This is a genomic window from Kribbella sp. NPDC056345 (assembly GCF_042262745.1).
Classification (GTDB): domain Bacteria; phylum Actinomycetota; class Actinomycetes; order Propionibacteriales; family Kribbellaceae; genus Kribbella.
This window is the reverse complement of sequence record NZ_JBHJQQ010000002.1, coordinates 617,262-640,548: the sequence shown is the minus strand read 5'-3', so window position 1 is coordinate 640,548 and position 23,287 is coordinate 617,262. Positions and strand designations below refer to the sequence as shown.

General features: G+C 67.7%; 20 protein-coding genes. 11 read left to right on the top strand and 9 right to left on the bottom strand.

The genetic code is table 11. The features are described 5' to 3' along the window. The first annotated feature begins 45 nt into the window (after positions 1-45). A complete protein-coding gene (locus ACFCV3_RS08740) occupies positions 46-753 on the top strand; it encodes a hypothetical protein (RefSeq protein ID WP_376027695.1) in 708 nt (235 codons plus the stop codon). 1 nt (position 754) lies between these two features. Here the strand turns inward: ACFCV3_RS08740 and ACFCV3_RS08735 are convergent, their stop codons facing one another. The 3 genes from ACFCV3_RS08735 to ACFCV3_RS08725 are packed head-to-tail and all read right to left on the bottom strand — an operon-like array spanning position 755 to position 2,280. After that, entirely contained in the window at positions 755-1,141 is a 387-nt protein-coding gene (locus tag ACFCV3_RS08735) for a pilus assembly protein CpaE (RefSeq protein WP_376027693.1), read from the bottom strand. A gap of 10 nt (positions 1,142-1,151) precedes the next feature. Further along, entirely contained in the window at positions 1,152-1,529 is a 378-nt protein-coding gene (locus ACFCV3_RS08730) for a hypothetical protein (RefSeq protein ID WP_376027690.1), read from the bottom strand. A 28-nt stretch (positions 1,530-1,557) separates the two neighbouring features. Next, positions 1,558-2,280 carry a M15 family metallopeptidase gene (locus ACFCV3_RS08725; RefSeq protein ID WP_376027687.1) on the bottom strand — a complete coding sequence of 241 codons (723 nt, stop codon included), beginning with the start codon at positions 2,278-2,280 and terminating at the stop codon, positions 1,558-1,560. A 174-nt stretch (positions 2,281-2,454) separates the two neighbouring features. Here ACFCV3_RS08725 and ACFCV3_RS08720 point away from each other — a divergent pair, with 174 nt between their 5' ends. Both ACFCV3_RS08720 and ACFCV3_RS08715 read left to right on the top strand, forming a co-directional pair. Then, positions 2,455-3,804: a sensor histidine kinase gene (locus ACFCV3_RS08720; RefSeq protein ID WP_376027684.1), complete on the top strand. Its 1,350-nt coding sequence runs from the start codon at positions 2,455-2,457 to the stop codon at positions 3,802-3,804. Next, positions 3,801-4,541 carry a response regulator gene (locus tag ACFCV3_RS08715; protein WP_376028719.1) on the top strand — a complete coding sequence of 247 codons (741 nt, stop codon included), beginning with the start codon at positions 3,801-3,803 and terminating at the stop codon, positions 4,539-4,541. Before ACFCV3_RS08720 ends, ACFCV3_RS08715 begins: the two co-directional genes overlap by 4 nt. Before the next feature lie 179 nt (positions 4,542-4,720). Here ACFCV3_RS08715 and ACFCV3_RS08710 read toward each other — a convergent pair whose 3' ends face one another. Then, positions 4,721-7,477 (bottom strand): ABC transporter substrate-binding protein, encoded by a 2,757-nt coding sequence (locus ACFCV3_RS08710; protein ID WP_376027681.1) that lies wholly within the window; start codon positions 7,475-7,477, stop codon positions 4,721-4,723. Positions 7,478-7,536: 59 nt separating this feature from the next. Next, positions 7,537-7,881 carry an MmcQ/YjbR family DNA-binding protein gene (locus tag ACFCV3_RS08705; RefSeq protein WP_376027679.1) on the bottom strand — a complete coding sequence of 115 codons (345 nt, stop codon included), beginning with the start codon at positions 7,879-7,881 and terminating at the stop codon, positions 7,537-7,539. A 64-nt stretch (positions 7,882-7,945) separates the two neighbouring features. On the opposite strand from ACFCV3_RS08705, the gene ACFCV3_RS08700 reads away from it, so the two are divergent. From ACFCV3_RS08700 to ACFCV3_RS08680, 5 genes are read left to right on the top strand one after another with little or no spacing between them, the layout of a single operon-like run. Continuing rightward, entirely contained in the window at positions 7,946-8,974 is a 1,029-nt protein-coding gene (locus tag ACFCV3_RS08700; RefSeq protein WP_376027676.1) for an alpha/beta hydrolase, read from the top strand. Between the two features lie 10 nt (positions 8,975-8,984). Beyond that, positions 8,985-10,112 carry an MFS transporter gene (locus ACFCV3_RS08695; RefSeq protein ID WP_376027673.1) on the top strand — a complete coding sequence of 376 codons (1,128 nt, stop codon included), beginning with the start codon at positions 8,985-8,987 and terminating at the stop codon, positions 10,110-10,112. 35 nt (positions 10,113-10,147) lie between these two features. Continuing rightward, positions 10,148-10,894 (top strand): esterase family protein, encoded by a 747-nt coding sequence (locus tag ACFCV3_RS08690; protein ID WP_376027671.1) that lies wholly within the window; start codon positions 10,148-10,150, stop codon positions 10,892-10,894. Positions 10,895-10,910: 16 nt separating this feature from the next. Then, a complete protein-coding gene (locus tag ACFCV3_RS08685) occupies positions 10,911-12,149 on the top strand; it encodes a RimK family alpha-L-glutamate ligase (protein WP_376027668.1) in 1,239 nt (412 codons plus the stop codon). Further along, a complete protein-coding gene (locus ACFCV3_RS08680) occupies positions 12,149-13,015 on the top strand; it encodes an amidohydrolase family protein (RefSeq protein WP_376027665.1) in 867 nt (288 codons plus the stop codon). The genes ACFCV3_RS08685 and ACFCV3_RS08680 overlap by 1 nt, the downstream gene beginning before the upstream one ends. On the opposite strand, the gene ACFCV3_RS08675 is transcribed toward ACFCV3_RS08680, so the two are convergent. Genes ACFCV3_RS08675 through ACFCV3_RS08665 form a run of 3 tightly spaced genes read right to left on the bottom strand, consistent with a single transcriptional unit; the run spans position 13,012 to position 16,016 of the window. Further along, positions 13,012-15,027 (bottom strand): hypothetical protein, encoded by a 2,016-nt coding sequence (locus ACFCV3_RS08675; RefSeq protein WP_376027663.1) that lies wholly within the window; start codon positions 15,025-15,027, stop codon positions 13,012-13,014. The genes ACFCV3_RS08680 and ACFCV3_RS08675 overlap by 4 nt on opposite strands. A 10-nt stretch (positions 15,028-15,037) precedes the next feature. Next, the gene (locus ACFCV3_RS08670) at positions 15,038-15,682 is read right to left on the bottom strand and encodes a cation diffusion facilitator family transporter (RefSeq protein ID WP_376027660.1); all 645 of its coding nucleotides are present in this window, start codon (positions 15,680-15,682) and stop codon (positions 15,038-15,040) included. After that, positions 15,675-16,016 (bottom strand): ArsR/SmtB family transcription factor, encoded by a 342-nt coding sequence (locus ACFCV3_RS08665; protein WP_376027658.1) that lies wholly within the window; start codon positions 16,014-16,016, stop codon positions 15,675-15,677. Before ACFCV3_RS08665 ends, ACFCV3_RS08670 begins: the two co-directional genes overlap by 8 nt. A gap of 295 nt (positions 16,017-16,311) precedes the next feature. On the opposite strand from ACFCV3_RS08665, the gene ACFCV3_RS08660 reads away from it, so the two are divergent. The 3 genes from ACFCV3_RS08660 to ACFCV3_RS08650 all read left to right on the top strand — a co-directional run bounded on the left by ACFCV3_RS08660 (position 16,312) and on the right by ACFCV3_RS08650 (position 18,870). Then, entirely contained in the window at positions 16,312-17,349 is a 1,038-nt protein-coding gene (locus ACFCV3_RS08660; RefSeq protein ID WP_376027656.1) for a glycosyl hydrolase, read from the top strand. A gap of 29 nt (positions 17,350-17,378) precedes the next feature. Continuing rightward, a complete protein-coding gene (locus tag ACFCV3_RS08655; RefSeq protein ID WP_376027653.1) occupies positions 17,379-18,218 on the top strand; it encodes a helix-turn-helix domain-containing protein in 840 nt (279 codons plus the stop codon). 67 nt (positions 18,219-18,285) lie between these two features. Continuing rightward, positions 18,286-18,870 (top strand): dihydrofolate reductase family protein, encoded by a 585-nt coding sequence (locus ACFCV3_RS08650; RefSeq protein WP_376027650.1) that lies wholly within the window; start codon positions 18,286-18,288, stop codon positions 18,868-18,870. On the opposite strand, the gene ACFCV3_RS08645 is transcribed toward ACFCV3_RS08650, so the two are convergent. Continuing rightward, the gene (locus tag ACFCV3_RS08645; RefSeq protein WP_376028716.1) at positions 18,867-23,027 is read right to left on the bottom strand and encodes an FG-GAP-like repeat-containing protein; all 4,161 of its coding nucleotides are present in this window, start codon (positions 23,025-23,027) and stop codon (positions 18,867-18,869) included. The two genes, ACFCV3_RS08650 and ACFCV3_RS08645, sit on opposite strands and share 4 nt — an antisense overlap. Positions 23,028-23,287 lie beyond the last annotated feature (260 nt).

The window sequence follows — 23,287 nt, the reverse complement described above, 5'->3', positions numbered from 1 at the left end:
CTGTTCCGATACTAAAGTTCCGCTCCCAGCCGCTAGTTTCGGAGCATGCAGGCGACGACGGGGAAGACGGTGATCGGGCATTCGCTCGCCGACAAGGTGCTCTTGTACGGCGCGTTGCCGCTGGCCGGTGTGGTGCTCGGCTTCTTCCTGCCCCGGATCGCGGACTGGCTGGCCGGGCTGCGCTGGGTCCCACGGCAGCGGATGTTCGAGGTGCTCGCGACCTGGGACGCGTTGTGGGTCGGTCTGGGCGGTATGACGGTGGGCCTGCTCGGTGGACTGTTCCTGGGCGCGATCGCGCTCGACGACACCCTCAAGGTGACGATCACCGACGAGTCGGTGGAGTTCCTGAAGAACGAGAAGACCGTGACCGTGCCGCGGCACAAGGTCGCCACCGCGTTCCTGGACGGCAAGGAGATCGTGCTGCTGGACTCGACGACACGTGAACTGGCGCGGGAGAAGCACGACCAGCTGAAGAGCGAGGTCCATAAGATCCCGCAGGCCTTCCGCCGGCACGGCTATCCGTGGACCGACAACGGCGATCCGCACGAGGACCGGTTCCGCCGCTGGGTCGAGGACGAGCCCGAGCTGCCTCCGGGGGCGAACGCCGTACTGAAGGCTCGCGCGAAGGGTTTCGACGACGGCGACAAGGGCAAGGCCGACCTGCGCGAGCTCCGCGACGAGGTGGCCAAACTCGGCTACACCGTGAAGGACAAGGACAAGAAACAGTACTGGCGCCCCAACACGCCGCGGTGACTCAGGCGGACAGCAGGTGCAGTACGGCGGCCGCGTAGGCCTGCTCGGCGTCTGGTGAACTGTGGGTGGAGCTGGTCAGCTCGACGGTGTACCCGTCGGCGACGGCCTCCAGTCGGCGGAAATGCGAACCCAGTAGCGTCCGGAGCTGTTCTTCACGAGGGAGCCAGATCACCTCGCGTTGCTCGATGCTGTCCAGCGCCCATTCGGTGGTGCCGTTGAACCCGATCACCTTGCTGCCTTGGTAATCGTGCACCTCGACGGTCATGTCGCTCACGACGAACACGTCGTCGTCCATCTCGCGGTCCGGGACGACGAACCGATCGCCGGCCGCGGGTGTCCACAGGACACCCGCCTTGCGTAACCGTGCGGCCTGCTCGAGAGTGATCACCCATCCAGTGTTACCGCTCGAGCGCTGCACGCAACTCCGCGGCGCGGTGGGCGATCCGGTCCCGGCACTCGGTGGTGAGCGGCAGGTCGAGCAGGGCGGTCGCCTGCAGGTGGCTCAACGCCAGCTCCTGACGCAACCGGCGTACGGCGGTGTCGCGGTCACCGGCAGCCGCCAGCACCGCGGCGACCTCGTCCCGGCGCTCGAAGGCGGCCAGTACGCCGTCGTAGATCTCCAGCTGCGTGTACGCCGACCGATCCGGCTCCGGCACGATCTTCTCGCTCCCCTTGACGGTGTCGCTGCCACGGACTACCTGGCGCCACAGTGCGGGGACGGTCAGCCGGGCGCGGGTGTAGCGCGTGGGCAACGGGTGTGCGTAGGTCATCGTCATGATCTGCTCCTGGCGGGCATCGGATGGACTATTTCTTGGCCACTGAGTGGGGTTCACGCGGTGGGCATTTGGTCCCTGGCGCCGTCAGAGCCTCGAAGTGCCAGGGTTCGTTGTCATAGCGGCGGCAGACGCCGTAGCGCCAGCCGTTCTTGTCCAGCCACTGCATGGCGGCCACCGGCTTGATGTCGACGGCCTTGCCCTGCACGTGGGCGGAGTACTTGGGCGGCAGCACCCAGCGGCTCGCTGCCTTGGCGGAGCCGTACTTCTTGACCGCCTCGTCGAACAGCCGCTGCTGCTTGGCGGCACTCCGCCGGCCGGAGTTGATCTGGATCCGGACGCCGTCGGCGCGCGCGGCGACGATCGCCTTCTTCAACCGGGCGCGCAGCTTCGGCGACAGCCCGTCGATGTCCAGCTCGCCGTACTCGGCCGTCTTCTTGGGGGCCTGCTTCGGGCTCTTCGTGGGCTTCGGCTTCGGGCTCGTGGTGGCCTTCGGCTTCGCCGGCTTCGTAGGCTCCCGCTCGGGCTGAGGCGTGCGAGTAGCCAGCGTCGTCGGAGGAGGCCCGGAGACACCGGGCGCGTTCAGCCCCGAGACGACCGGCTCCTTGTCGGCCTCCGGCGAGAAGAACTCCCCTAACTGCGTGTGCCAGATCAGGACTGATCCGACCACGGTCACCAGCACAGCCACCCCGGTCACGGACAGCAACCGGGACCGCATCGGACGGCTCGGCCGCTGCGGTAGCTGTTCGGTCATGGGTACAGCCTCTCGGATTGCCACGGATCCCACATCGGCCCCAGGGACCGTCCTCGCAGGCCACCAGTAGGCCCTGAGTATCAGTTCGGACGTCTGGAGTCGTCCGAAAGTTGGAGACTGACCCGACCGGGCAGACGAGGTGTCACTGAATACCGGATGACTACGCTGGGCGACATGACCGCATGGCGACGCCTGACCCAGCTCCAGCAGGACCTGCTGGTGGCTGCCCTCGTGGGCATCGTCTGGTTCGCGGCCCTGGCAGTGATCGACGACAGCTGGCTGCGGCCGCGCAACCCGATGGTCTCCGCGGTCACCGGCGTCTTCCTGATCGGCACCGTCGCCTTCGGCCGTCGGAGCCCCCGGACGACCCTGATCACTGTCGCGATCCTCTATCCGCTGGTCTACGCGACCGTCGGCACCGGCCTGGCCGCCCAGCTCGGCCTGACCATGTTCGGGCAGCCCGAGATCGCCGACGCGGCACTGCAGTCCGAGATTCATCTGGTCCCGTTGCTGGTGGCCGGCTACATCGCTGCCTCGAACGGCGTCCGTCGCCTGGTCAGCGGGTTCTTCGCGATGGGCAGCCTGGCCGGCCTGATGATCGGGCTGCCGACCGTGGTCGCGATCGTGCTGGGTCACTCCAACCGCGCGATCATGTACGGCAAGCGGTACGAGAACCTGCCGAGCAACCTGCAGAGCCTCTACAGCTACATCGACGTGTCGCTCTTCGTCTTCGCGGAGGCCCTGATCTGCGGCATGGTGCTGCTCGGCGCCGACGCGCGCCGGCGCCGCAAGAGCGTGGCAGTGCTGGAACAGCGCAACGCCGAGCTGGTCCGGCTGCGCGCGATCGAGGCCGAGCGGGCCGCGGTCGCCGAGCGGACCCGGATCGCCCGCGACCTGCACGACGTGATCTCCCATCACGTCAGCGCGGTGGTGATCCGGGCTCAGGCCGCCGACCGGGTGGCCGACCAGCGCCCCGAGGTGCTGCGCGAGGCGATCCGCTGGATCATTGCCAGCGGCAAGGAAGCGCTGACCGCGATGCGGGAGACCGTCCGGGTGCTCAACGGCGCCCCGGGAACTGAGCCGACCGACTCCGGTGGCGGTACCGCTCCGGTCCCCGACCTGGCTGATGTGGCCAGGATGGGCGAGCGGCTGAAGGCGGTCGGGATCGACGTCGCGATGTTCCTGCCGACCCGGCAGCACCAGCTCACCACGGCCACCGACCTGACCGCCGTACGGATCATCCAGGAGGCCCTGACCAACGTGATGGTGCATGCGAAGGCCACCGCGGCTCGGGTGACCTGGCAGAGTGGTCCGCAGGGCGAGCTCCTCACCATCGACGACAACGGCAGCGGTGGCCCACCACCGGTGAACGTGCTGGAGACCGCCCGGCGGAGCGAGAGCGGCCGCGGGAACGGGCTGATCGGGATGCGCGAACGGGCCACAGCGGTCGGCGGCACACTGGCCGTCGCCGCGGGCCCCTTGGGTGGATGGAGAGTGCAGGCATGGCTGCCGCCGCAGAACTGAACGAGCCGAAGATCCGGATCCTGGTCGCCGACGACCAGGGCGTGATCCGGATGGGGCTGGCGATGATCCTCGATCACGAGCCGGACCTGACCACGGTCGCGCAAGCCGGTGACGGCGAAGAGGCGCTGCGGCTGATCGACCAGTACGACCCGGACGTCGTACTGATGGACATCCGGATGCCGGTGATGGACGGGCTGGTCGCGACCGAGCGCATCACCGCCGCCAACAAAGCCGCCGGGCGATCGAAGCCCGCCGTACTGGTGCTGACGACGTTCGACGACGAGGCCTATGTGCTGAGTGCTGTCCGGGCCGGGGCCTCCGGATTCCTGCTCAAGGACACCGACCCGGACCTGCTGGTGTCAGCCGTCCGTGCCGTGCACCGCGGTGACTCCCTGGTCGACCCGGCGTCGACGCGCGTCCTGCTGGAGCGGTGTGTCGAGCTGGAGCGCCAAGTCGGCGGTACGGCGGCCGCGGCGCCCGCGCAGGCGGATGCACGCTGGGCCGGGATGCTCGGTCAGCTGAGCGAGCGTGAGCGGGAGATCCTGGTCTGGATGGCCCGCGGCCTGTCGAACCGCGACCTGGCCAGCAAGCTGTTCGTCAGCGAGACCACGGTGAAAACCCACGTCAGCAGTGTGCTGTCCAAGCTCGGCCTGTCCAGCCGTGTGCAGGCCGTCGTCGTCGCCTACGAGGCCGGTGTGGTCCGGCCCGGCGAGGCAGAAGTGCGCTGGGAGTCCTAAAGGAACAGGTACGCAGCCAACGCGGCCAAAGCAAGCAGTAGTACGACGGTCAGTGTCTGGCTGAGCGCTGAAGCCTTCCGGCGTTCAGGTAAGAAGTCCCCGGTCATACCTTCAAGAATGCGTGCCGAACCGCCGCCACCCATCGGCCGCCAGGATGGTCTTCCCCTCATCCCGAAGGACTAGTCGGCCGGGCACCATGCCGGTGACTCGGACCGGGGACCGCAGACGATCGTTGCCTTTGGCACCGGCTCGCCGCGCTGGAAGGTGACGATGGCGACCGGCTTGTCCACCGGCACCCGGTGGTTGACCCGGCCGCCGAAGTCGATCCGCCCGGTCACTCCCTGGTAGCCACGCTTGGCGCCGTCGGCGTCGGTGATCGACTGCAGGGCCGACCAGACCGTCCCGCCGTTCACCGCGATACTGTCGCGGCGCAGGAAACTGGTCGCCAGCACCACGGCGTACGCGGCGTCGAAGCTCAGTGCGGCGTGACCGTCCAGGCTGCGGCCGCGATCGCTCTTCTCGTACTGGAACAACTCTTCCAGCTGGGCGTAGAAATCGGCTGATTCCGAGGTCGCGTTCTCCAGCAGGTCGGGCGCGAGCGACAGCGCGAGGTACTGGAACGGGATCGACTGGTTCAGGCCGCTGGTGCTGCGATCGGCGACGTACTTGGTGACGTCGTCACCACCGATCAGGTACGGCGGCCGGGTCCGGCACCGGTCCTGCAGGCCACCCACGAAGGCCTGGAAGTCCACCTGGCCGCGGCCGGCGAAGAACACGATCTCACCGCGGTGATCGCACGCGTCCTGTCCGGCCTGGGCGGCATTCATGCCGGTGCCCTGCGGACTGAAGGAGACGGCCTGACCGGGGATCCCGGCAGCCTGGAACTCCTGCAGGACGTCCTTGGCCAGGTTCTGGCTGTAGGTGTCGGCCGGGTCGTCGGACTTGTAGACAGTCAGCTTGCGGGTCAGCGGCCGGCCGAACGGGTCCTTCTTGTCCTTGATCTCGTTCTGCACGTAGGCGGCCGCGACCGCGGCTTCGCGCCGGTTCTGGGGACTGATCTGCACGTACATCCGGCTGACGTCGACCATCTGGTCCGCGGTCAGCGTGGCGGCCACCGTCGGCAGCCCGACCGCGGCCAGCTTCCGGATCATCGCCTGCGTCGACTCCCGGCTCTCGACCAACCCGACGACCGCCACGATCGACGGATCCTTCGCAGCCAGCGTCCCGAGCTGCTGAGCCACCCGGTCCGCGTGCCGGAACTGCGGCCCGGCATTCGCGATCAGGACGCGCAGGATCGGCTCGTACCGCTGCGCCGGCTTCCCGAGCTGCACAGCCTGCGCGACCGCCAGCCCGGCCAGCTGCTCCCGCTCCGCCGTGAACACCCCCGCACTCAGCGACCGGTCGTTCGCCGAGGTCATGAAGACCAGCGTGATCACCGGCCGCTCCGGCTCCCGCTTGCTCAGCTCGACGGTCTGCCGGTTCTGCTCGAGGATCTTGTCCCCCACCGGCCCGAACGACTGAGTCGGGTACAACAACGCGTTGGTCCCGTCGGTCACCCCGACGCAGTCCCCGTCCACCCTCGCCACCGACTCGTCCACGGCCTCGAAGAACAACCACCGAAAGCCGTCCCCACCACAGTGCCGCCGATCGTCCAGTACGCCGAACCCGGCGTACGTCGCCGCCAGCACAGCAAGCACCGTCCCGATGATCAACCACCCACCGGACCGCCGCCGCCACAGCGGCCCCTGCACCCGCACGAAAGGCTGAGGCTTCTCCTCTTGCACCTTCTGCGGGACGGCCGGTACGTCGCGCCGTCCGACCCCGCGGCTCTGGGCGGGGATCGTCCGGCCGGCGATGGGGAACACCAGGAGCCAGGCCCCGACCAGCCGCCGCAGGCTTTCCTCCAGGTGCCGCTTCCGCCAGTCGGCCACACTCTTGTCGACCTTGGCCTTGCCTGGTTCGTCCGCGAGCGGCGGAACCTTCCGGCTGATGGTCACCAGCAGCAGGGGATCGAACCGCAGGGTGTCGTTCCGGACCTCTGCGACCATCCGGACCAGCAGATAGCCGCCGTTGGTCCTGCTGATCGGACCGACCAGCAGGATCGGATGGGTGGCCCGGTGCTTGTGGATCCACTCCACCGCCCGGAAGCCGGCCCGCAGATCCTCGAGGAAGGCGTTCACCAGCACACCGGCGTACCGCTCCGCGTCCTGGTCCTTGTACTGATCCGCGGAGAACCGGTTCGCCAGTTCGAACAGATTGTCGTCACCACGCGCGACGTACGCCTGGTTGCGCAGCCAGCGGTACTGACCGGACAGCACCGGCACCCGTCCGCTGTGCCGCAGCCAGAAGAAGGCGGGCAACAGCCACAGCGTCAGCACCTGGAGCCATCCCGGCAATTGGCCCTGGATCCGCCCCCAGATGCCGTCCCCGTCGTTCGCCCCGCCGACTGCACGCCGGTACAAGGCTCGCCGGACACGCGCGCGTGGCGTCCCCCGGCCCTCCTTGAACGACTCGTCCTTCAGCCAGCGGACCAGGTCGTAGCGCGGGAACTGGTAGCCCCCGCCGCGGTTGTCCGCGAGCCCTGCCGTTGCCCGGTCCAGAACCTCGACCAGCTTCTCGACCTCAGGCCTCTCCACCGGCTGCAGTTCATCGTCCGCGCCGCCCGGGGCCGACGTGTCCTCGAGGCTCACGAGGCAGTGCGGCACCTGCAGCTCCCGCGACTTCGCGCCGCCGGGGAGCAGCCGGTCCGACAGCATCCGCAGCACGACCGGAACCGCCGGCTGCTCGTCCCGGGCCGGTTCCAGGTCGAGCTCGTCCTGGACACAGGCGAAGACCGGCTGCGACTCGTCGCTCTCGTGCCGGAAACTGCCTCGCCGGTACACCTGAAACAGGAACGTGGCCAGGCGGTTGAATCCCACCGGCACCTGCTCGGCCATGCACGCTCCCCCAGATCCTCACGGTCGAGGGGATAACGTACCCACTTCGCTGCGCTGCGTCACAGGTTTGTCAGGAACTGCTCACGGACCTTCTTCGGCACGCACAGGGACCAGGCGTCGATGACGAGTTCACGGAGTTCGTCGTACTCGATGGCAGCGAGTCGTACGACGATCCACTGGTACCGCTCGTCGGACTTGCTCGGCGGGAGGAACTTGTCCGGCTCGGCGGCCAGCGCGGCCGCTCGCTCCTCGCGGGGGAAGCCGATGCCGATCGTCTCCTCGTCCGGCGCCACCGCCAGGTAGACGATCCGGCCGACGCGGAACTTGATCCGGTCCCGGACCAGCACCTCGTAACTGCGCGGCAGGTCGGCTGTCGCTGCCCGAATATCCGTGAGATCGACCACCTCCTCACGATAAGCCGCCATCACTGACAGGTCTTGTCAGTGTTTCTGCCAGTACCGTGTCGGGATGCCCAACGTCAGTGCGGTCGAAGGGGCCGAGGTGGTGTTCCGCCTCGGCGATCCGGCGCATGCATTCACCGGGGTGCGGCTGTGGCAGGAGCTGGGGCTGGCGGCGGAGCTGCTGGAGTTCAAGCCGGTCGAGTACGGCTGGGAGCTGCGGCTGGCGCGGCCATCGGTGCACCGGATGGAGTACCTGTTCGACATCGCCGATCTGGGGATGCGGACCGATCCGACCAACCCACGGGTGGTCGGTGGTGCGTTCGGTGACCACTCGTGGTTGCCGCTGCCGGGATACGTCGAGCCCGCCTGGATCGGCGTCGAGCCGGTGACGTCCACGCTCACACCGCGCACGGTGGACTCGCCGGTCGGGCCGATCGACGTACAGGTGTGGGCTCCGGAGGGGATCACGCCGGCGTTCGAGTTGCCGTTGCTGTTGTCGCATGACGGGCCCGAGTTCGCCACGTACGCCGGTCTGACGCACTACGCCGGCGCGATGGTTGCTTCCGCGGAGCTTCCGCCGTTCCGGCTCGCCCTGATCCGGCCGACCATGCGGAACCTCTGGTACGCCGCCAATCCGCAGTACGCCGAGGCCCTGACCCAGCTGGTGCTTCCAGCGCTGGCGGCCCAGTACAAGAGCCGTCAGCCGGTGCTGATGGGTGCGAGTCTGGGCGCATTGGCGGCTCTGCACGCCGAGTGGAATCACCCCGGGTCTTTTGACGGACTGTTTCTGCAGTCCGGGTCGTTCTTCACGCCGGACACCGATCCGCAGGAGTCACGGTTCGAGTTCTACGCACAGGTGACCGGTTTCGTTCGTGAAGTGCTGTCGGCCACGACTGCGCCGAGCACGCCAGCGGTTGCGATGACCGCGGGTGCCACTGAGGAGAACGTGCACAACAACCGGGTGATGGCAGCGCAGCTGGGCGAGCTGGGGCTGGCGGTCTCGTTCGACGAGACACCGGACATGCACAACTTCACTGCCTGGCGTGACGTGCTGGATCCGGACCTGACGCAGTTGCTGAACCGCCTCTGGGCCTAGTCTCGAGCGGGTGCTGAAAACACTCGCCGGGTTCGGTGCATTCGGTCTCTTCTGGGGCGCGTGGGGTGCTGCGCTACCCGCTGTGAAGGCCGAGGCCGGAGTCACCGACGCGCAACTGGGTGGCGCACTACTCATGGTCGGGCTGGGCGCACTCTGCTCGATGCGCTTCACCGGCTACCTGATCGACCGCTTCGGCGGAGTCGTACTCCCGGTGACCGTGCTGCTGTTCGGAGCGTGCGGTGTGCTGCCCGCACTGGCCGGATCGGCCGTCGCACTGGGCGGTGCGCTGTTTCTGCTCGGCGTTACATCAGGAGCCACCGACGTAGCCGTCAACGCAACCGGCTCCGCTGCTGAGGCAGAAACCGGCCGACCGCTGATGAACCTGGCCCACGGCCTGTTCTCCATCGCAGTAGTCGTCGCAAGCCTCGGTACGGCGGCGCTCCGCGCGGCCGGCGCCGGTGCGTTGCCAGTACTCGGCGGCGTCTTCATCCTGATCGCTTTGTTGGCCGCGGTCGTCCTCGCACCAGGCTCAACGCGCATCAAACCAGTAGTCGCCGAAAAGGCGCCCCGCCGACTTGAACCCGCGCTACTGGTCTTCGGCGGTCTCTGCGCACTCGCGTTCGTCGTAGAGAACGCCTGGCAGAGCTGGAGCGCCGTACACCTCGACACCACGCTCGGTGCCGCACCGGCGCTCGCCTCCAGCGCACCGGCCGTCTTCGCCGCCGCTGCGGCTACCGGCCGGATCAGTGGCAACGCTCTCCTCCGCCGCCTCAAGCCTGCGCAGCTCCTGGTCGCCGGAGGCGTCATCGCAGCGCTCGGCAGCGCACTGGCAGCCATGGCCGGCAACGCCTGGCTCGCACTGGTCGGCATAGCCATCGCAGGCCTCGGTACGTCGGTCTGCGCGCCGACCATCATCAGCATGGCCGGCGCCTGGGCCGGGCCGGAGCGCCGCGCGAGCGCGATCTCCACCGTCACCACCATCGCCTACCTGGGCTTCCTGCTCGGCCCCGCGATGGTCGGTGCCGCGTCCAGCGTCTGGTCGTTGCCGACGGCACTCGGTGGGGTCGCAGTACTGGCTGTAGTCGTGGCTGCCCTCGGTCCGTTGGCGGGACGCGCTCAGACGAGGCATCCGAGGTAAAGACATGGCAGGGTGGCTGGCAAGAGGTGAGGCGGATGGAGCGAGAGCAGATCGAACTCGACGCGCCGGGGCTCGACCGGCGCGGGACCCTGATCCGGTACGGGCACTACGGGCGGCCCGTGCTGGTGTTCCCGAGTGAGCAGGGTCGTGCCTGGGACTACGAGAACAACGGCATGGTGGACGCGGTCGCCGACCTGATCGAGGCCGGCCGGGTGAAGCTGTACTGCGTCGACTCGTTCGACCACCTGAGCTGGTCGGACCGCAGCATCCAGCTGGAGGACCGGGCGCGCCGGCACGGCGGTTACGAATCCTGGATCCTGAACCAGGTGGTCCCGGCGATCGGTGCGGACTCGCCGGGTACGACCGACATCATCACCACCGGCTGCAGCCTGGGCGCCTTCCACGCGCTGAACTTCGCCTTCAAGCGAGCCGACCTGTTCCCGGTCGCGATCTGCCAGTCCGGCAACTACGACGCCGCCAGCTGGCACGCCTGGGGCGAGCGCGGCGAAGCGACGTACTTCAACAACCCGGCCGACTACCTGCCGAACCTCGAGGGCGACCACCTGGACTGGCTGCGCCGGCGCCTGTTCGTCGTGCTCACCGTCGGCCAGGGCGACTGGGAGACCAACCCGACGGGTTCGTTGCCGTCGGCCCGCGCGATCGACGCCGTACTGACCGCCAAGGGCATCCCGCATGAGTTCGACCAGTGGGGGTACGACGTAGCCCACGACTGGCCCTGGTGGCGGCAGCAGATCGCCCACCACCTGCCCCGATTCGTCTGATTCGTGAGGAGAACCCGTGGCTGACAATTCTCGCCATCTGATCGGGCTGCTGCTGGGCGCCGAGGAGGACTGGCCGCAGGCGTTCGAGGCGCTGCTGCGCAAGGTCGGCCCGGTCAAGACCGCGTCCGGCACCCACGAGTTCGAAGCCGAGCGGCTGACCATCGAGCCGTTCGACCTGAACGACCCGGTCCGGGTGGAGCTCGTCATCGACCGGCTCGCGTACTGGTACTACCACCCGCGCGAGTGGCTGAAGAAGGCCGCGCTGATGAACGGCACCTACCTGCTGAACTCGCCGTTCACCTTCCAGTCGATGGAGAAGCACTCGGCGTACTGCGCGATGCTCCGGCTCGGGCTGAAGATCCCGAAGACCGTCCTGGTGCCGTACAAGAACCCGGTCGACAACGTCCGCTGGGCCTACACCTCGGCGAAGTACAACAAGACCTTCGACCTGGACGCGATCGCCGAGGACCTCGGCTACCCGCTGTACATGAAGCCGTTCGACGGCGGCGGCTGGCGGGGCGTCTCCCGGATCAACAACAAGGTCGACCTGCATCACGCCTACGACCAGTCCGGCGAGATGCTGATGCACCTGCAGGCGACCATCGACTACGACAAGTTCGCCCGCGCGCTCTCGATCGGCGCCGAGACGATGGTGATGGACTTCCGCCCCGACGAACCGATGCACAACCGGTACGCCGTCTCGCACGGATTCCTCAGCCAGTCCGCCGGCCACCAGGCGGTGGCGATCAGCCGGATCGTGAACGCCTTCTTCGGCTGGGAGTTCAACTCCTGCGAGATGCTCGTCCGCGGCGATTCGGTACACCCGATCGACTACGCCAACGCCTGCCCCGACGTCGCAGTGACCTCGCTGCACTACTACTTCCCGTGGGCGATCAGCGCGTTGGTGAAGTGGTCGGTGTTCAGCCTGGCCACCGGCCGCCGCACTTCCGTCGATCTGCAGACCGACAAGTACTTCGCGATCGCCGACAACCCCGAGCTGGACTACGACGCCAAGATCGAGGGCTACCTCGCGCTGGCCGATCAACACTTCGAGACAGCGAAATACCACGAATGGTGTGCCGAGAACCTGCCGGACTTCGACGCTCGTGTCCGCGACTGGTTCAGCGGGACGGAGTTCTCCGACATCCTGCGCGAGACGGTCGTAGCGACGTACCCGGCCGACGAGCACGAGAAGTTCCAGGCGCACTTCCAGGGTCTGATCAACCTCTGGCTGGCTGATCAGGCTGAGCTGTAGTGCGTGATGAGGAGGTTCCGGCCTGGTGGGCCGGGTTGGGCCTGGACGGGCTGATCGACGTCCATGTTCACTTCCTGCCCGACCCGGTCATGAACGCGGTCTGGGCGTACTTCGACCAGGCCTCGACGCATTACGGGACGGCCTGGCCGATCACCTATCGAACGTCGGTCGAGGAACGCCTGAAAACCCTTGATCTGTTGGGTGTTCGAGCATTCCCGGCACTGGTCTACCCGCACAAGCCGGATATGGCCGCCTGGCTGAACACCTGGGCTCGCGATTTCGCGGCCAGCACGCCCGGCTGCATCCCGAGCGGTACGTTCTACCCCGAGCCGACGGCATCGGCGTACGTGCGTGAGGCTCTTGACCTGGGCACCCGCATCTTCAAGGTGCACCTGCAGGTGGGTGACTACGATCCGCGCGACGAGGTCCTCGACGACGTCTGGGGACAGCTGGCCGAAGCCGGTACGCCGGTCGTCGCGCACTGCGGTTCGGGTCCGATCCCTGGTCGCCATACGGGACCAGGGCCGATCGGTGAGGTCCTCCGCCGGCACCCGCGGCTGACCGTGGTCGTCGCGCACCTGGGCATGCCCGAGTACGCCGAGCATCTGGACCTCACGTCGTACCCGAACGTCCACCTGGACACGACGATGGCGCTCACGCCGTTCACCGAAGCGCTGATGCCGTTCCCTCGGGAGCTCGTGCCACGGCTGGCCGATCTTGCGGACCGCATCGTGCTGGGCTCCGACTTCCCCAACATCCCGTACTCCTACGCCACCCAGCTCCAGGTCCTCGCCGAGCTGGAGCTCGGCGACGACTGGCTACGCGCCGTCTGCCACCACAACGGCGCTCGCCTGCTCGGCCTCTAGCCGCGCAGCTCCCGGGCGAACGCGCGGGCCTCCGCTTCGGCATCGATGCGGTTGGCTGCCAGGTCGCGGCGGAAGTCGTTCTCGGCACGGAAGGCGCGGCCTTCCAGCGTGTCCGGGTCGGTGAACTCCTCTTCCATGTCCAGGTGGTTCAAGAAGGTGCGCAGGACCGGGCGGGTATCGGGTCCGAGTTGCTCGCGGACGCTCGGCGGATAGCCTGCGGTGTAGCGAGCGCCGTGGTACTCGTCGATCTCGCCGACGAAGATCGCGTCCAGGTTGGGAAAGGCCGCCGGGTCGGCGATCACGGGCGGCAACGATTCGTCACCCGGACGTTGGTCGAGCTTCCAGCAGTCCTGTTCGAGGTCCAGCTCGAGGAGGCTGACGGCTGCCGCACCCAAGGCGGTGAGACTGTCGTCGTCGAGGTGGCTGTCGTGGAGGTTGAGCTCCCACAGCCGCGGTACAACGGACCACGCGGCCAGCGCCTTGGCGGAGCCGATGCTGTTGTACGCCAGGTTGAGGCTGTCGAGCTCGGCCGTTGCGGCGGCGAGGGCGGTGAGGTCGTCGTCGTTCAGATTGCAGGCCTCGAGATCGAGGCAGCGTCCGGGGAGTCGCTCGACGATGGGCCACTTGCTGAGCTGGTTGTAGGAGAGGTCGAGGGTCTCGAGCCGGCCGGTGTTCAGGAGCTCGGGAATCGCGGCCGGGGTGAGACCGGTAGCGGCCAGGTGGAGCTCGGTGAGGTTGATCGCGTTGTGCGAGGAGGCCCAGGCCACGGCACCGGCGTCACCGATCGGCTGGATCTCCGAACGGCCGTAGTACGGCGAACCGCCCGGATCGCCGGACAGGTCGAGGCGCTCCAGCGCGGGCAGGTCGACATCGTGCGCCAAGTGCTGAGCACCGGATTCGGTCAGGAAGTTGTACCGGAGATCGAGGTTGCGGAGGGCCGAGTAGGTGCCGGTGAACCCTTCGGCGGTCAGGTCTGTGAGGGCCAGTCCGTGCAGAGTCAGGCTCTCGATCCGCTCGCGATCGAGCGCCTCGACCACCTGGATCACTGGGGCATCGCCCAAGGGAAGGAGCTTGAGGGTGAGCGCAGTCAGCCGTGCCACCACACCGCTCGCAACCACCGCGTCGAGCCCCTCGGCGCCGAGACCGTGGAAGCCCCGTCCCAACGAGGCACCCACGATGGTGAGCTCGCGCAGGTCCGTCAGTTCGGCGTTCGCAAAGAAGGCTGCACAGGCTGCGTCGTCTTCGGGGATGACGTTACCGATGGACAAGTCCCTCGAAACCTTCCCGTTCCGACCGCAGCGGAATCCGATCGAGAGCTCTTCGAGCTGCGCCAACTGCGGGCAGGCGCTGAGCTCGCGCGCCTCCTCGATGCTTTCGACGCGGACCGTGGCCGAGCGCAGGTCCGGCACAATCCCCGAATGCAGCAGGTGCAGGAGGTCGGAAGCCTGCAACCCTGCGTGCCGGAGTCGCAGCCGCCGGTCGGCCGGTGGGCGGAACGGCGGCGGAGCGAAGTGGACCAGATCCTCGTTGACATCGATCAGGTCGAGCGATTCGAGCTGTCCGAGTCCGGGGTTCGCGGCGAATCCGGCCACGGCGTCCGCATCGCTTTCAGTCAGCATCTGGGTGGCGAGAGACCGCAGGTTCGGCCACGACGGTAGCGCCTCAGACACGGGTGCGAGTTGGTCTCCGGCCAGCCATCCCAGATCCAGGGCCGTGATGTTCTGACTACTCGCCGGGATCGGAAGGTCCGCCGTACCGATGCGGTCCGACTTCAGTGCCAGTGCGCGGACCAACTGCCAGCCCGGTACGGCGTGCCCGTCGTGGTCGGCGGCGAGCCACGACCACGGCGCTTTGCGAGTCTCGTCAGGCCAATCCGCGAGCCCTTGCTCACAACGAACAACGAGCTCGTCCGGACTGCCCGCTCGGCCCAGCGCGGCACAGAGTGCACGGAACGCCAACTGACTCGGCGGGCCGGCCAGCACCCGCTCGATCTCCCCCACAGCATCGATCACGGCCGCCACCCTACGGGGCGCAGCAGCCGTCCTCACAGGTGGTCGCCGTGGGCGCGCAGCAATTGTCACCGCGCCAGGACTGGATGCCTTCCCTCGTAGCGACGGCGGCGATGATCAGACCGGCGATCGGGTCGGCCCAGGTCCAGCCGAGAGTAGCGTTCAGGACCAGGCCGATCAGCAGCACCGCGGACAGGTAGGTGCACAGCAAGGTCTGGGTGGAATCGGCCACAACAGCGTTGGAACCAAGGGCCCTGCCGGTACGGCGCTGGGCCCAGGACAGGAACGGCATCACGATCAGCGACGCGATCGCGAGCCCGATTCCGACCGGGGAGACGTCCGGCGTGGCCTGGGTGATCAGGGCGCGGACCGACTCGAACGTCACGTAGGCCGCGAGCGCGAAGAAGGACAACGCCAGCATCCGCAGCGCTTGCCGCTCCCGCGTCTCGGGCAGCGGATGGCGGAACTGCCAGAGAATGATCAGCCCACTCGACACCTCGACCACCGAGTCGAGGCCGAAGCCGACGAGTGCGACCGAGCCCGCAACCAGACCGGCCGTGACCGCGACGACCGCCTCGATCAGGTTGTAGGTGACGGACGCGCCGGCGAGCAACTGCGCCCGCCGGCCGAGGCGCTGCCGATCGACTATCTCAGTCATGGTTCAGCCCGTAGTTCGGGCAGAGCGCGACCGCGTCACCAGTCAGACCGAGAAGTTTCTCGGCCGCGGACAGCAACTCCATCGTCGCCTCCGGATGCGCCAGCCTGAACACCGACGCCCGCCCCTCCGCCCGCGACTCGACCAACCCGCAATCCCGCAAGCAGGCAAGGTGTTTCGACACCGTCGACTGCGCCAGCCCCAGGTGCGCAGTCAGATCCACCACCCGATGCTCACCACCCGCAAGGTGCCGCACAATCGCCAACCTCGACGCATCACTGAACCCATGAAACAAACACCCAGCCACGTCGAGCCCGGCCATCTCCAGCATCGCCATCCAGCGATGATATCGCCACCTGGCGCTCTGCGCCACTCACCCCAGCGGCCAACCGCAGCGACCACCCACCGCCCCCTCCGCTCCCCGCCCCCGACAACACGAACTGATATCCCTCGGTGTTCCCCCTTCTCCCCTCGTATACGGACCGATAAGTGGCAGCAAGGACGGATATCCGTTCGTGTGCGTGGGAGGGACGGGTGGGAGGCAGAGGGTCTGGGGTGGAGGGTCTGGGGTGGAGGTTTCTCGTCTGGTCGAATGCTTTGAAGGTGGGGCGGTTGGGCGCGTTCACTGAGGCATGCTGACTCGCCGTAGCGTCCTGAAGGCCGCCGCCCTCGCGCCCGCAGCCGGACTGTTCCCCGCGGCTGACCTGCCGCGGGACCGCCTGCTGAACTGGTTGCGTTCCCTGCAGACCCGGTCGACCGATCGGCTGTTGATCGGCCAGGAGATTTCGGCGTGGAGCGCCGCGACGTACGGCGAATTCGTGGACGGTCTGGAACGCGAGACCGGTAAGCGGCCCGCGATGGTCGGAGTCAGCCTGCTCGAACCCGGTGACTACGACACCCTCACCATCGACAAACTCGTCGACCACAAGAGCCGCGGCGGGCTCGTCACCATCAGCACGCACTGGACGCATCCATGGGGCGACTATCCGAGCTCGGGCAAGTACTACGTCCGCGATTCTGAAGCACCCAAGCCGGATCTGCGCCAGCTCCTCAGCACCGCGCCGGACTCCCCACCGAAACGCGCTTACTGGGCGCAGGTGGCGGACCTGGCCGCCGTACTGAACAGGTTCACCGACACCGTCGTACTGCTGCGCCCATTCCACGAAATGAACGGCCCGTGGTTCTGGTGGGGTCACGACGTCACCGTCCCCCGCACCGCCCTCGTCGACCTCTGGCGCGACCTGCACCAGCATCTGTCGGCCCGCTTCACCAACCTGCTCTGGCTCTACTCACCAGCCACCAGCTGGAACGCCGCGATCCGCCACTACTACCCCGGTACGGCGTACGTCGACCTGGCCGGATTCGACCTGTACGACGACGAACTCCGCCCGTACCAGCCCGGCCACCGCCCCGACGCCGACGACTGGACCGAGACCCGCAACCTCAACCACCCCGCCGGCCTCGCCGAATTCGGCCCCGCCGGCGACTCCTACCCCCGCGGCGCCCGAACCCTCATCGACCGCTCCCTCGACACCTACACCACCGCCATCTTCGCCCACTCCTGGTACAGCTGGACCGACACCCAATCCCGAGCCCTGGTCGAACAACCCGACATCACCTGGGCCCTCAACCAACCCCAAACCCTCACCCTGGAAGGCGTTAGCTGGTAACACCGGCGGGCGTCGGCGATGCTGTGGCGATGGAGTACGTGTCCCGAGTCCCGCGACCGCCGCTGGACGGGCTGATCGACGACCTCTACTACCTGGAGGGTGCGTCGCCGTACGCCCGGTTGACGCTGCCGCCGTCGCCGTCGGCGTTGCTGATCGTCAACCTCGGGGCTCCGTTCCGCATCCGCGGCGGTACCGACAGCGAGACGGCCGAGTACGCCGACGGTTGTGTGGTCACCATGCCCACGCGCGCGTTCGAGTTCGGCTACCCGCTCCGGACCCGGTCCGTCGGTGTGCACTTCAAGCCGTGGGGGCTGGCGCCGTTCGTGCCGATGCCCGCTTCCGAGCTGTGTGATCGGCCAGTGACGATCGAGCAGGTGTGGGGCCGGCGCTCCATTGCCGAGTTGCAGGACCGGCTCGCCTCGGCGGACGGACCGCAGGAGATGCTGACGCTGCTCGAGGAGGAGCTCATGCACCGGCTGCGCGAGACCGCCGGCCTCGGGTTGGTCCGCCATACAAGTGGTGTCATCGCGGCGTCCAGCGGGGCGGTGGCGATCGGCGACCTCAGCGTGGCAGCCGGTGTCAGCAGCACTCATCTGGCACAGCGGTTCAAGGAGCTCATCGGCGTCACGCCGAAGCGGCTCGCCCGCACCTACCGCTTCACCGCCACCGTCTTCCCGATCGACCCCGACGGACCGATCGATTGGGGCGACCTCGCGGCTGCCGGAGGTTATTTCGACCAGGCCCACTTCAGCCACGAGTTCCGGGAGTTCACCGGGCTCACACCGACCCGGTACGTCGAGGTCCGGCGGCGGTTCCTGCGCGAACATCCCGGCCACACGCTGGAAGGCTGGCCGCTGCCGGCCGATTGATTTCTTACAAGAACCACAGCTCACGAAGCGCTAGGTTTTGGGCCACCCCAGAGCAAAGGAGAACCCCGTGGGCAAGGTGGTCATGTACGGCTCGGTGTCCGTGGACGGCTTCGTCGCGGACGAGAATGACCAGCCCGGTCCGCTGTTCGACTGGCTGACCAGCGGCGACGTCCCGTTGGACGAGAGCGGCGTGGTGAAGGTGTCGCAGGTCTCCTACGACTACACCCGCCCGTACTGGGACCAGATCGGGGTGACAATAGCCGGCCGCCACGTCTTCGACCTGACCGACGGCTGGGACGGCAAGCCCCCGGCCGGCGTCGACCACGTGGTCGTCGTGACGCACCGCCCACAGCCCGACGGCTGGGACCCCAACGCGCCGTTTCACTTCGTCGACAGCATCGAAGCGGCCATGGCCAAAGCACAGGAGCTCGCCGGCGACCGGATAGTAGAGGTCGCCGCCGGTGACGTCGGCGGTCAGATGCTCGCCGCAGGCCTGGTCGACGAGGTCCGCATGGACGTCGTCCCCGTCGTCCTCGGCTCCGGCAAACGCTACTTCGGTTCGGTCAACGCCCAGCACCTGCTGGAGGACCCGGACGTACTCCAGGGCACCCGAGTCCTCCACCTGCGCTACCAGGTACGCCGTACAAGCTAACCGAAGAGCAACCTGCTTCCGTCGGTGAAGTTTTGGCCTAGGTACTGGGAGTCGCCGCGCCAGGGCATCGGGCCCCAGCCGATGCCGTTGGTCCAGGCCTGGAGGTGGCCGTCGGGCTGTACGACGGCGATGTCGGAGCGACCGTCCCCGGACAGGTCGGCGAACTTGACGTTCGCCGGCGGGGTGGTGCCGAGCTGGGCGATGATGACCGAGTCGCCGCGCCAGGGCGGGGCGGCGAATCCTTCGACGTTGTGCCAGGCCCGGACGTTGCCGTCGGACTGCAGCACCATCACCTCGACCTTGCGGTCGCCGTCGAGGTCGGCCCAGTGGATCCGCTCGGCGGCCGTCGTACCGAACTCGGCGACGATCAGCGAGTCGCCGCACCACGGCATCGGTGCGAAGCCGTTGCAGTTCTTCCAGGCGCGGACCTTGCCCTCGGGTTCCAGGACCAGTACCTCGGCCTTCCGGTCACCGTTGAGATCGGCGAACCAGACCCGCTCTGGTTTCGATCCGTCGATCGCCGCCACCTGGACCGACGCGCCGCCCCACGGGTGATCGCCGTACGCGCGGACGTTCCGCCACGCCATCGCCTTACCGTCCGGCTGGATCTGGATCGCCTCCGTCCGGCCATCACCGTCCAGGTCGGCAAACCGCGTCCGCCCCGGCTCAGAGAACCCCGACGCCGCCACCACCGAATCCGGGCTGCCCCAAGCGCCGACCCCGTTGTCGTTGTGCCAGGCCCGCACGGCACCACCAGGTTCGACACACAGCAACTCCGCGCGCGCATCCCCCGACAGGGATGCGCCGACCCCGGCCGGATCGCTGATGTCACCGACGGCATAGGGCTGCTGCGTCGCGTCCAGCTGAACGCTCCCACCGCCCCAGACGGCGGTCGCCGTCACCGGTACGGCGGTAGCTCCGGCCGGTGCTTTGATGTCAAAGGCAACATGTGCGACCCCAGCCGCAGCAATCGTCCCGACCGCAGGCGGCTTCGACACCACCCAGCCCGCAGGCAACGCCAGCCGCGCCTCGACCCCGGTCAGCTGAGCCGCCGTGTCGTTGACGATCGACACGATCGCCTGCCCGGTACCGTCCGCCGCCAGCGTAGCCGCCGCGAACGTCAGCCCAGGCCGATCAGTCGTGGTCGGCTTCGACGCCGGTACGGCGCTGAATCCGTTGCCTGCAACAACTCTCGGAGCGAGACCACGGTCACCAGCATGCAGTCCGAACACCCGGAGTCCGCCGCCGTTCGAGGCCACGCGGACCGTGATCGTCGACTTCCCCTGGACCGCAGCAGCAGGCAGCGGGACCGCGACCGGATAGCCATAGTGGTTCCCCGTGCCAGCGCCGTACACCCCGAAGCTCCGCGAAGCGACGCCGAGCGAATCCGACGGATCGTCCGGCAAGACGACGCTGTACGGCGCCGCCCCCTCGACCGTGACCGTCATCGTGGTCGGGAGCTTGCGCGCATTCGTTGCCGTGTCCACCTCGGCCCACGGCGTGGACGACATCGGCCGCCGCGACTCCGCCGACGACGCCTCGAACTCCAGCGCGCCACCGTTCTGCGCCTCGGCCGGTACGGCGACCTGGTACTCGAAATAGCCTGCCCCGTAACCGATCAACTCCTGGGGCCCGCAGGCCAACTGCCCCTCGGTCCCGCCACTCCACTGACTCGCGCTCGGCGACATCGGGTCCAACGCACCGGCCCGGACCGTCGTGTCCACGAAGGTGACGTAGCTTTCGGCGACCGTCTTTCCACCCGCCTCCAGCCACACCCAGATCTGCCCGCTCCGCAGTGTCTCGGGCACCGTCACCTCGACCGGCGCAGCCTCGACGACGTCGTACCGCGTCGTGGTCGCCGGCCTGGTCCCGCCGACGTTCGGGTCGAGCGGACGCCCGTCCGCGCCGGTCCCGGCGACCTTCCACCGGAGCTGGGCATTGGACAGATCTTCGTCGCTGAAGTGACTGATGCTGATCGGCAACGAGACCTGGGCTCCGGGCTTGATCGCCACCGTGCTGTCCCGATTGATCGAGATCGCGTCGTCGCGATGAACGAGATCGACATCCCGCAACGCCCCGGTGTGATCGCGGAACAACGGTCCGCGGCGCTGCCGGTCGTACGTGAGCGGTGTTCCCTGCTCGAGCTCGATCGCGCTCAGCTCGACACCGATGTACCCGGCCAGCTTGGGATAGCGGCGCATCAGGCTCATCTGCTCGAGCTGCTGACCGAAGCTGAACGACATCTCACTCATCAACCAGGGCTGGCCGTTCTGCGCTCCCTCGTCGAAGTTGCGCGTCGAGCCGGGCCGCAGATCGTTGTTGAAGACATCCAGATGCGGCTTCCATTCGTCGTACCCGGCGTAGCCCTGGTGGAGGTCGTTGAGGTCCGTGCCACTGGTGTGTCCGTTCTCGCAGCAGGCCGAGTTGTCATCGACCAGCGCGTTACCGGCCTCTGTTCGCACATACGGGACCATGCGCTGCAGATAGGAGATCGTCAGCGGATGCAGCTTGCCGTTGGGGTTCGTGTAAACGGCTCCCCAGCCTTCGTTGAACAGACCCCAGATCGCTATCGACGGATGGTTGCGATGCAACCGCAACGACGCCTTCGTGAGCCGCTCGTGCAGAGCGAGCGACGCCGTACTGAGTGAGTTCCCGCGGCCGGAGCTCGGGATCTCGAGCCAGGTCAGCAGACCGAGCTTGTCGGCCCAGTGGTAGTACGCCGGTTCGAACACCTTGACGTGGGCCCGGACGAGGTTGAACCCGTTGTCCCGTGCGGCCTTGAGGTCGTAGGCAATGGAACCCCGCCCGGGATCGGCCGCCGTACCGGTGCTGAAGTCGGCGCCGGTGACCTCGCCGGTCGGGGTCTGATGACCCCACGGGTTGAAGCCTTGGTCGAGGGTGCCACGGACGTAGATCGGGCGATTGTTCAGCCAGATGTACTCGTAGTAGTTGGCTCCAGTGGTTGCCTGCGGCGCCTTCTTCCGCTCGACCTTGCGCAGACCGAACGTGGCCCGGACACCGTCCTGATCGCCGTCCAGGGTGACGTCCGCCGTGTACAGGTTCGGCTTGCCGATGTCCCAGAGCATCGGACCCGGAACCTGGATCCGGACCTGGCCTGCGCCGTTGCTCAAAGCAACATTGCCACTGGCAACCTCCACACCGGCCGGATTCCGGAGTGCGACCTTCGCGGTGCTCGCGGGGCCGATGGCACGAACGGCCACAGTCGCGTACGCCGAGGTCGGGGTGCGCCCGTTGAACGTGAGCTCGGAGGTGATCCGCGGCTGATCGAGCGTTGCCGCCTTGACCGGTTCCAACCAGACCGACTGCCAGATCCCGCCGGTCGGACCGAACACATCACGCCGGCCGATCGGGTACTTCGAATCCAGCACCGGCGCCGGCGCAACGCTCCGAATCGCCAACGTATGCGTCGATCCCGCCGGAAGTGCACCAAGATCCACCGTCAGCTCGGTATCGCCGTCATCGGGCGCGTCGAACACCTGGTTGCCATCCAGCCAGACTCTCGCGCCCCAGTTTGCCGCCCCGATCCGCAGCCGGGTCCGCTGACCGGCGAAACCCTGCGGCACGGTGAACGACCTGCGGTACCAGACAGCACCGGCGTACCCGTCGAACGGCCCACGATAAAGGTCGTCCGTCGCAAACTGCTGCTCGCCGAAGGCCGCCAGCGACTGATAGGGGAACGGCACCTGAATCGCCTTCCCATACTGCCGATCCGCCCGGAACCACCCCTGCCCGACCCCCTCGTCTTTCTGATCGAAGTCGAAGGACCAGGCCCCGTTCAACGACAGCCAGGCGTTGTTGGTGAACGGCCGCCGATCAGCATCCGGCCGCGGATACTCGTTCCGCGGTACGACGGGCTCGGCGGCGAGGCGGATATCAGCGGTCGGGCTGTCCGTGAGAGTCGTCGAGGCGAACCCCAACCCCTCCTTCCCCGCCACCACCGCAGCCACCCCGCTAGGCACACCCGTCAGCGTGTAACCCCCGTCCGCCGCCGTCACGACGTACCGATCCGTCCGCGCCGCGTGCACACTCACCCCACCAACACCCCGCCCCGCACTGTCAATCACCCGCCCACTGACAGTCCGTCCCACCCCAGCCGGCGGCGGCGCGGCCTGAGCCACCCCCTCCCCTGCCACCATCGCCACCACAACCGCCAGAACCCCAAGCTTGCGCACCGCGACCTCCGACCCCCAGTCGAATGAGACCCCAGCAGTACAACCGCAAGCCGTCCCCCCAACAACCTTTTCCACCCCTCGTTCAACCTTCCCGACGGTGGAATTCGCCCTCCGCCCCCCACACCTTCGGCACCCCCTTCCTCAACGCCGCCCTCTTCACCACCACCAGCCGGGGCTATACGTAGACACCTACCTCCTGTCGTTAACGTCGGTTCGACGCCGCG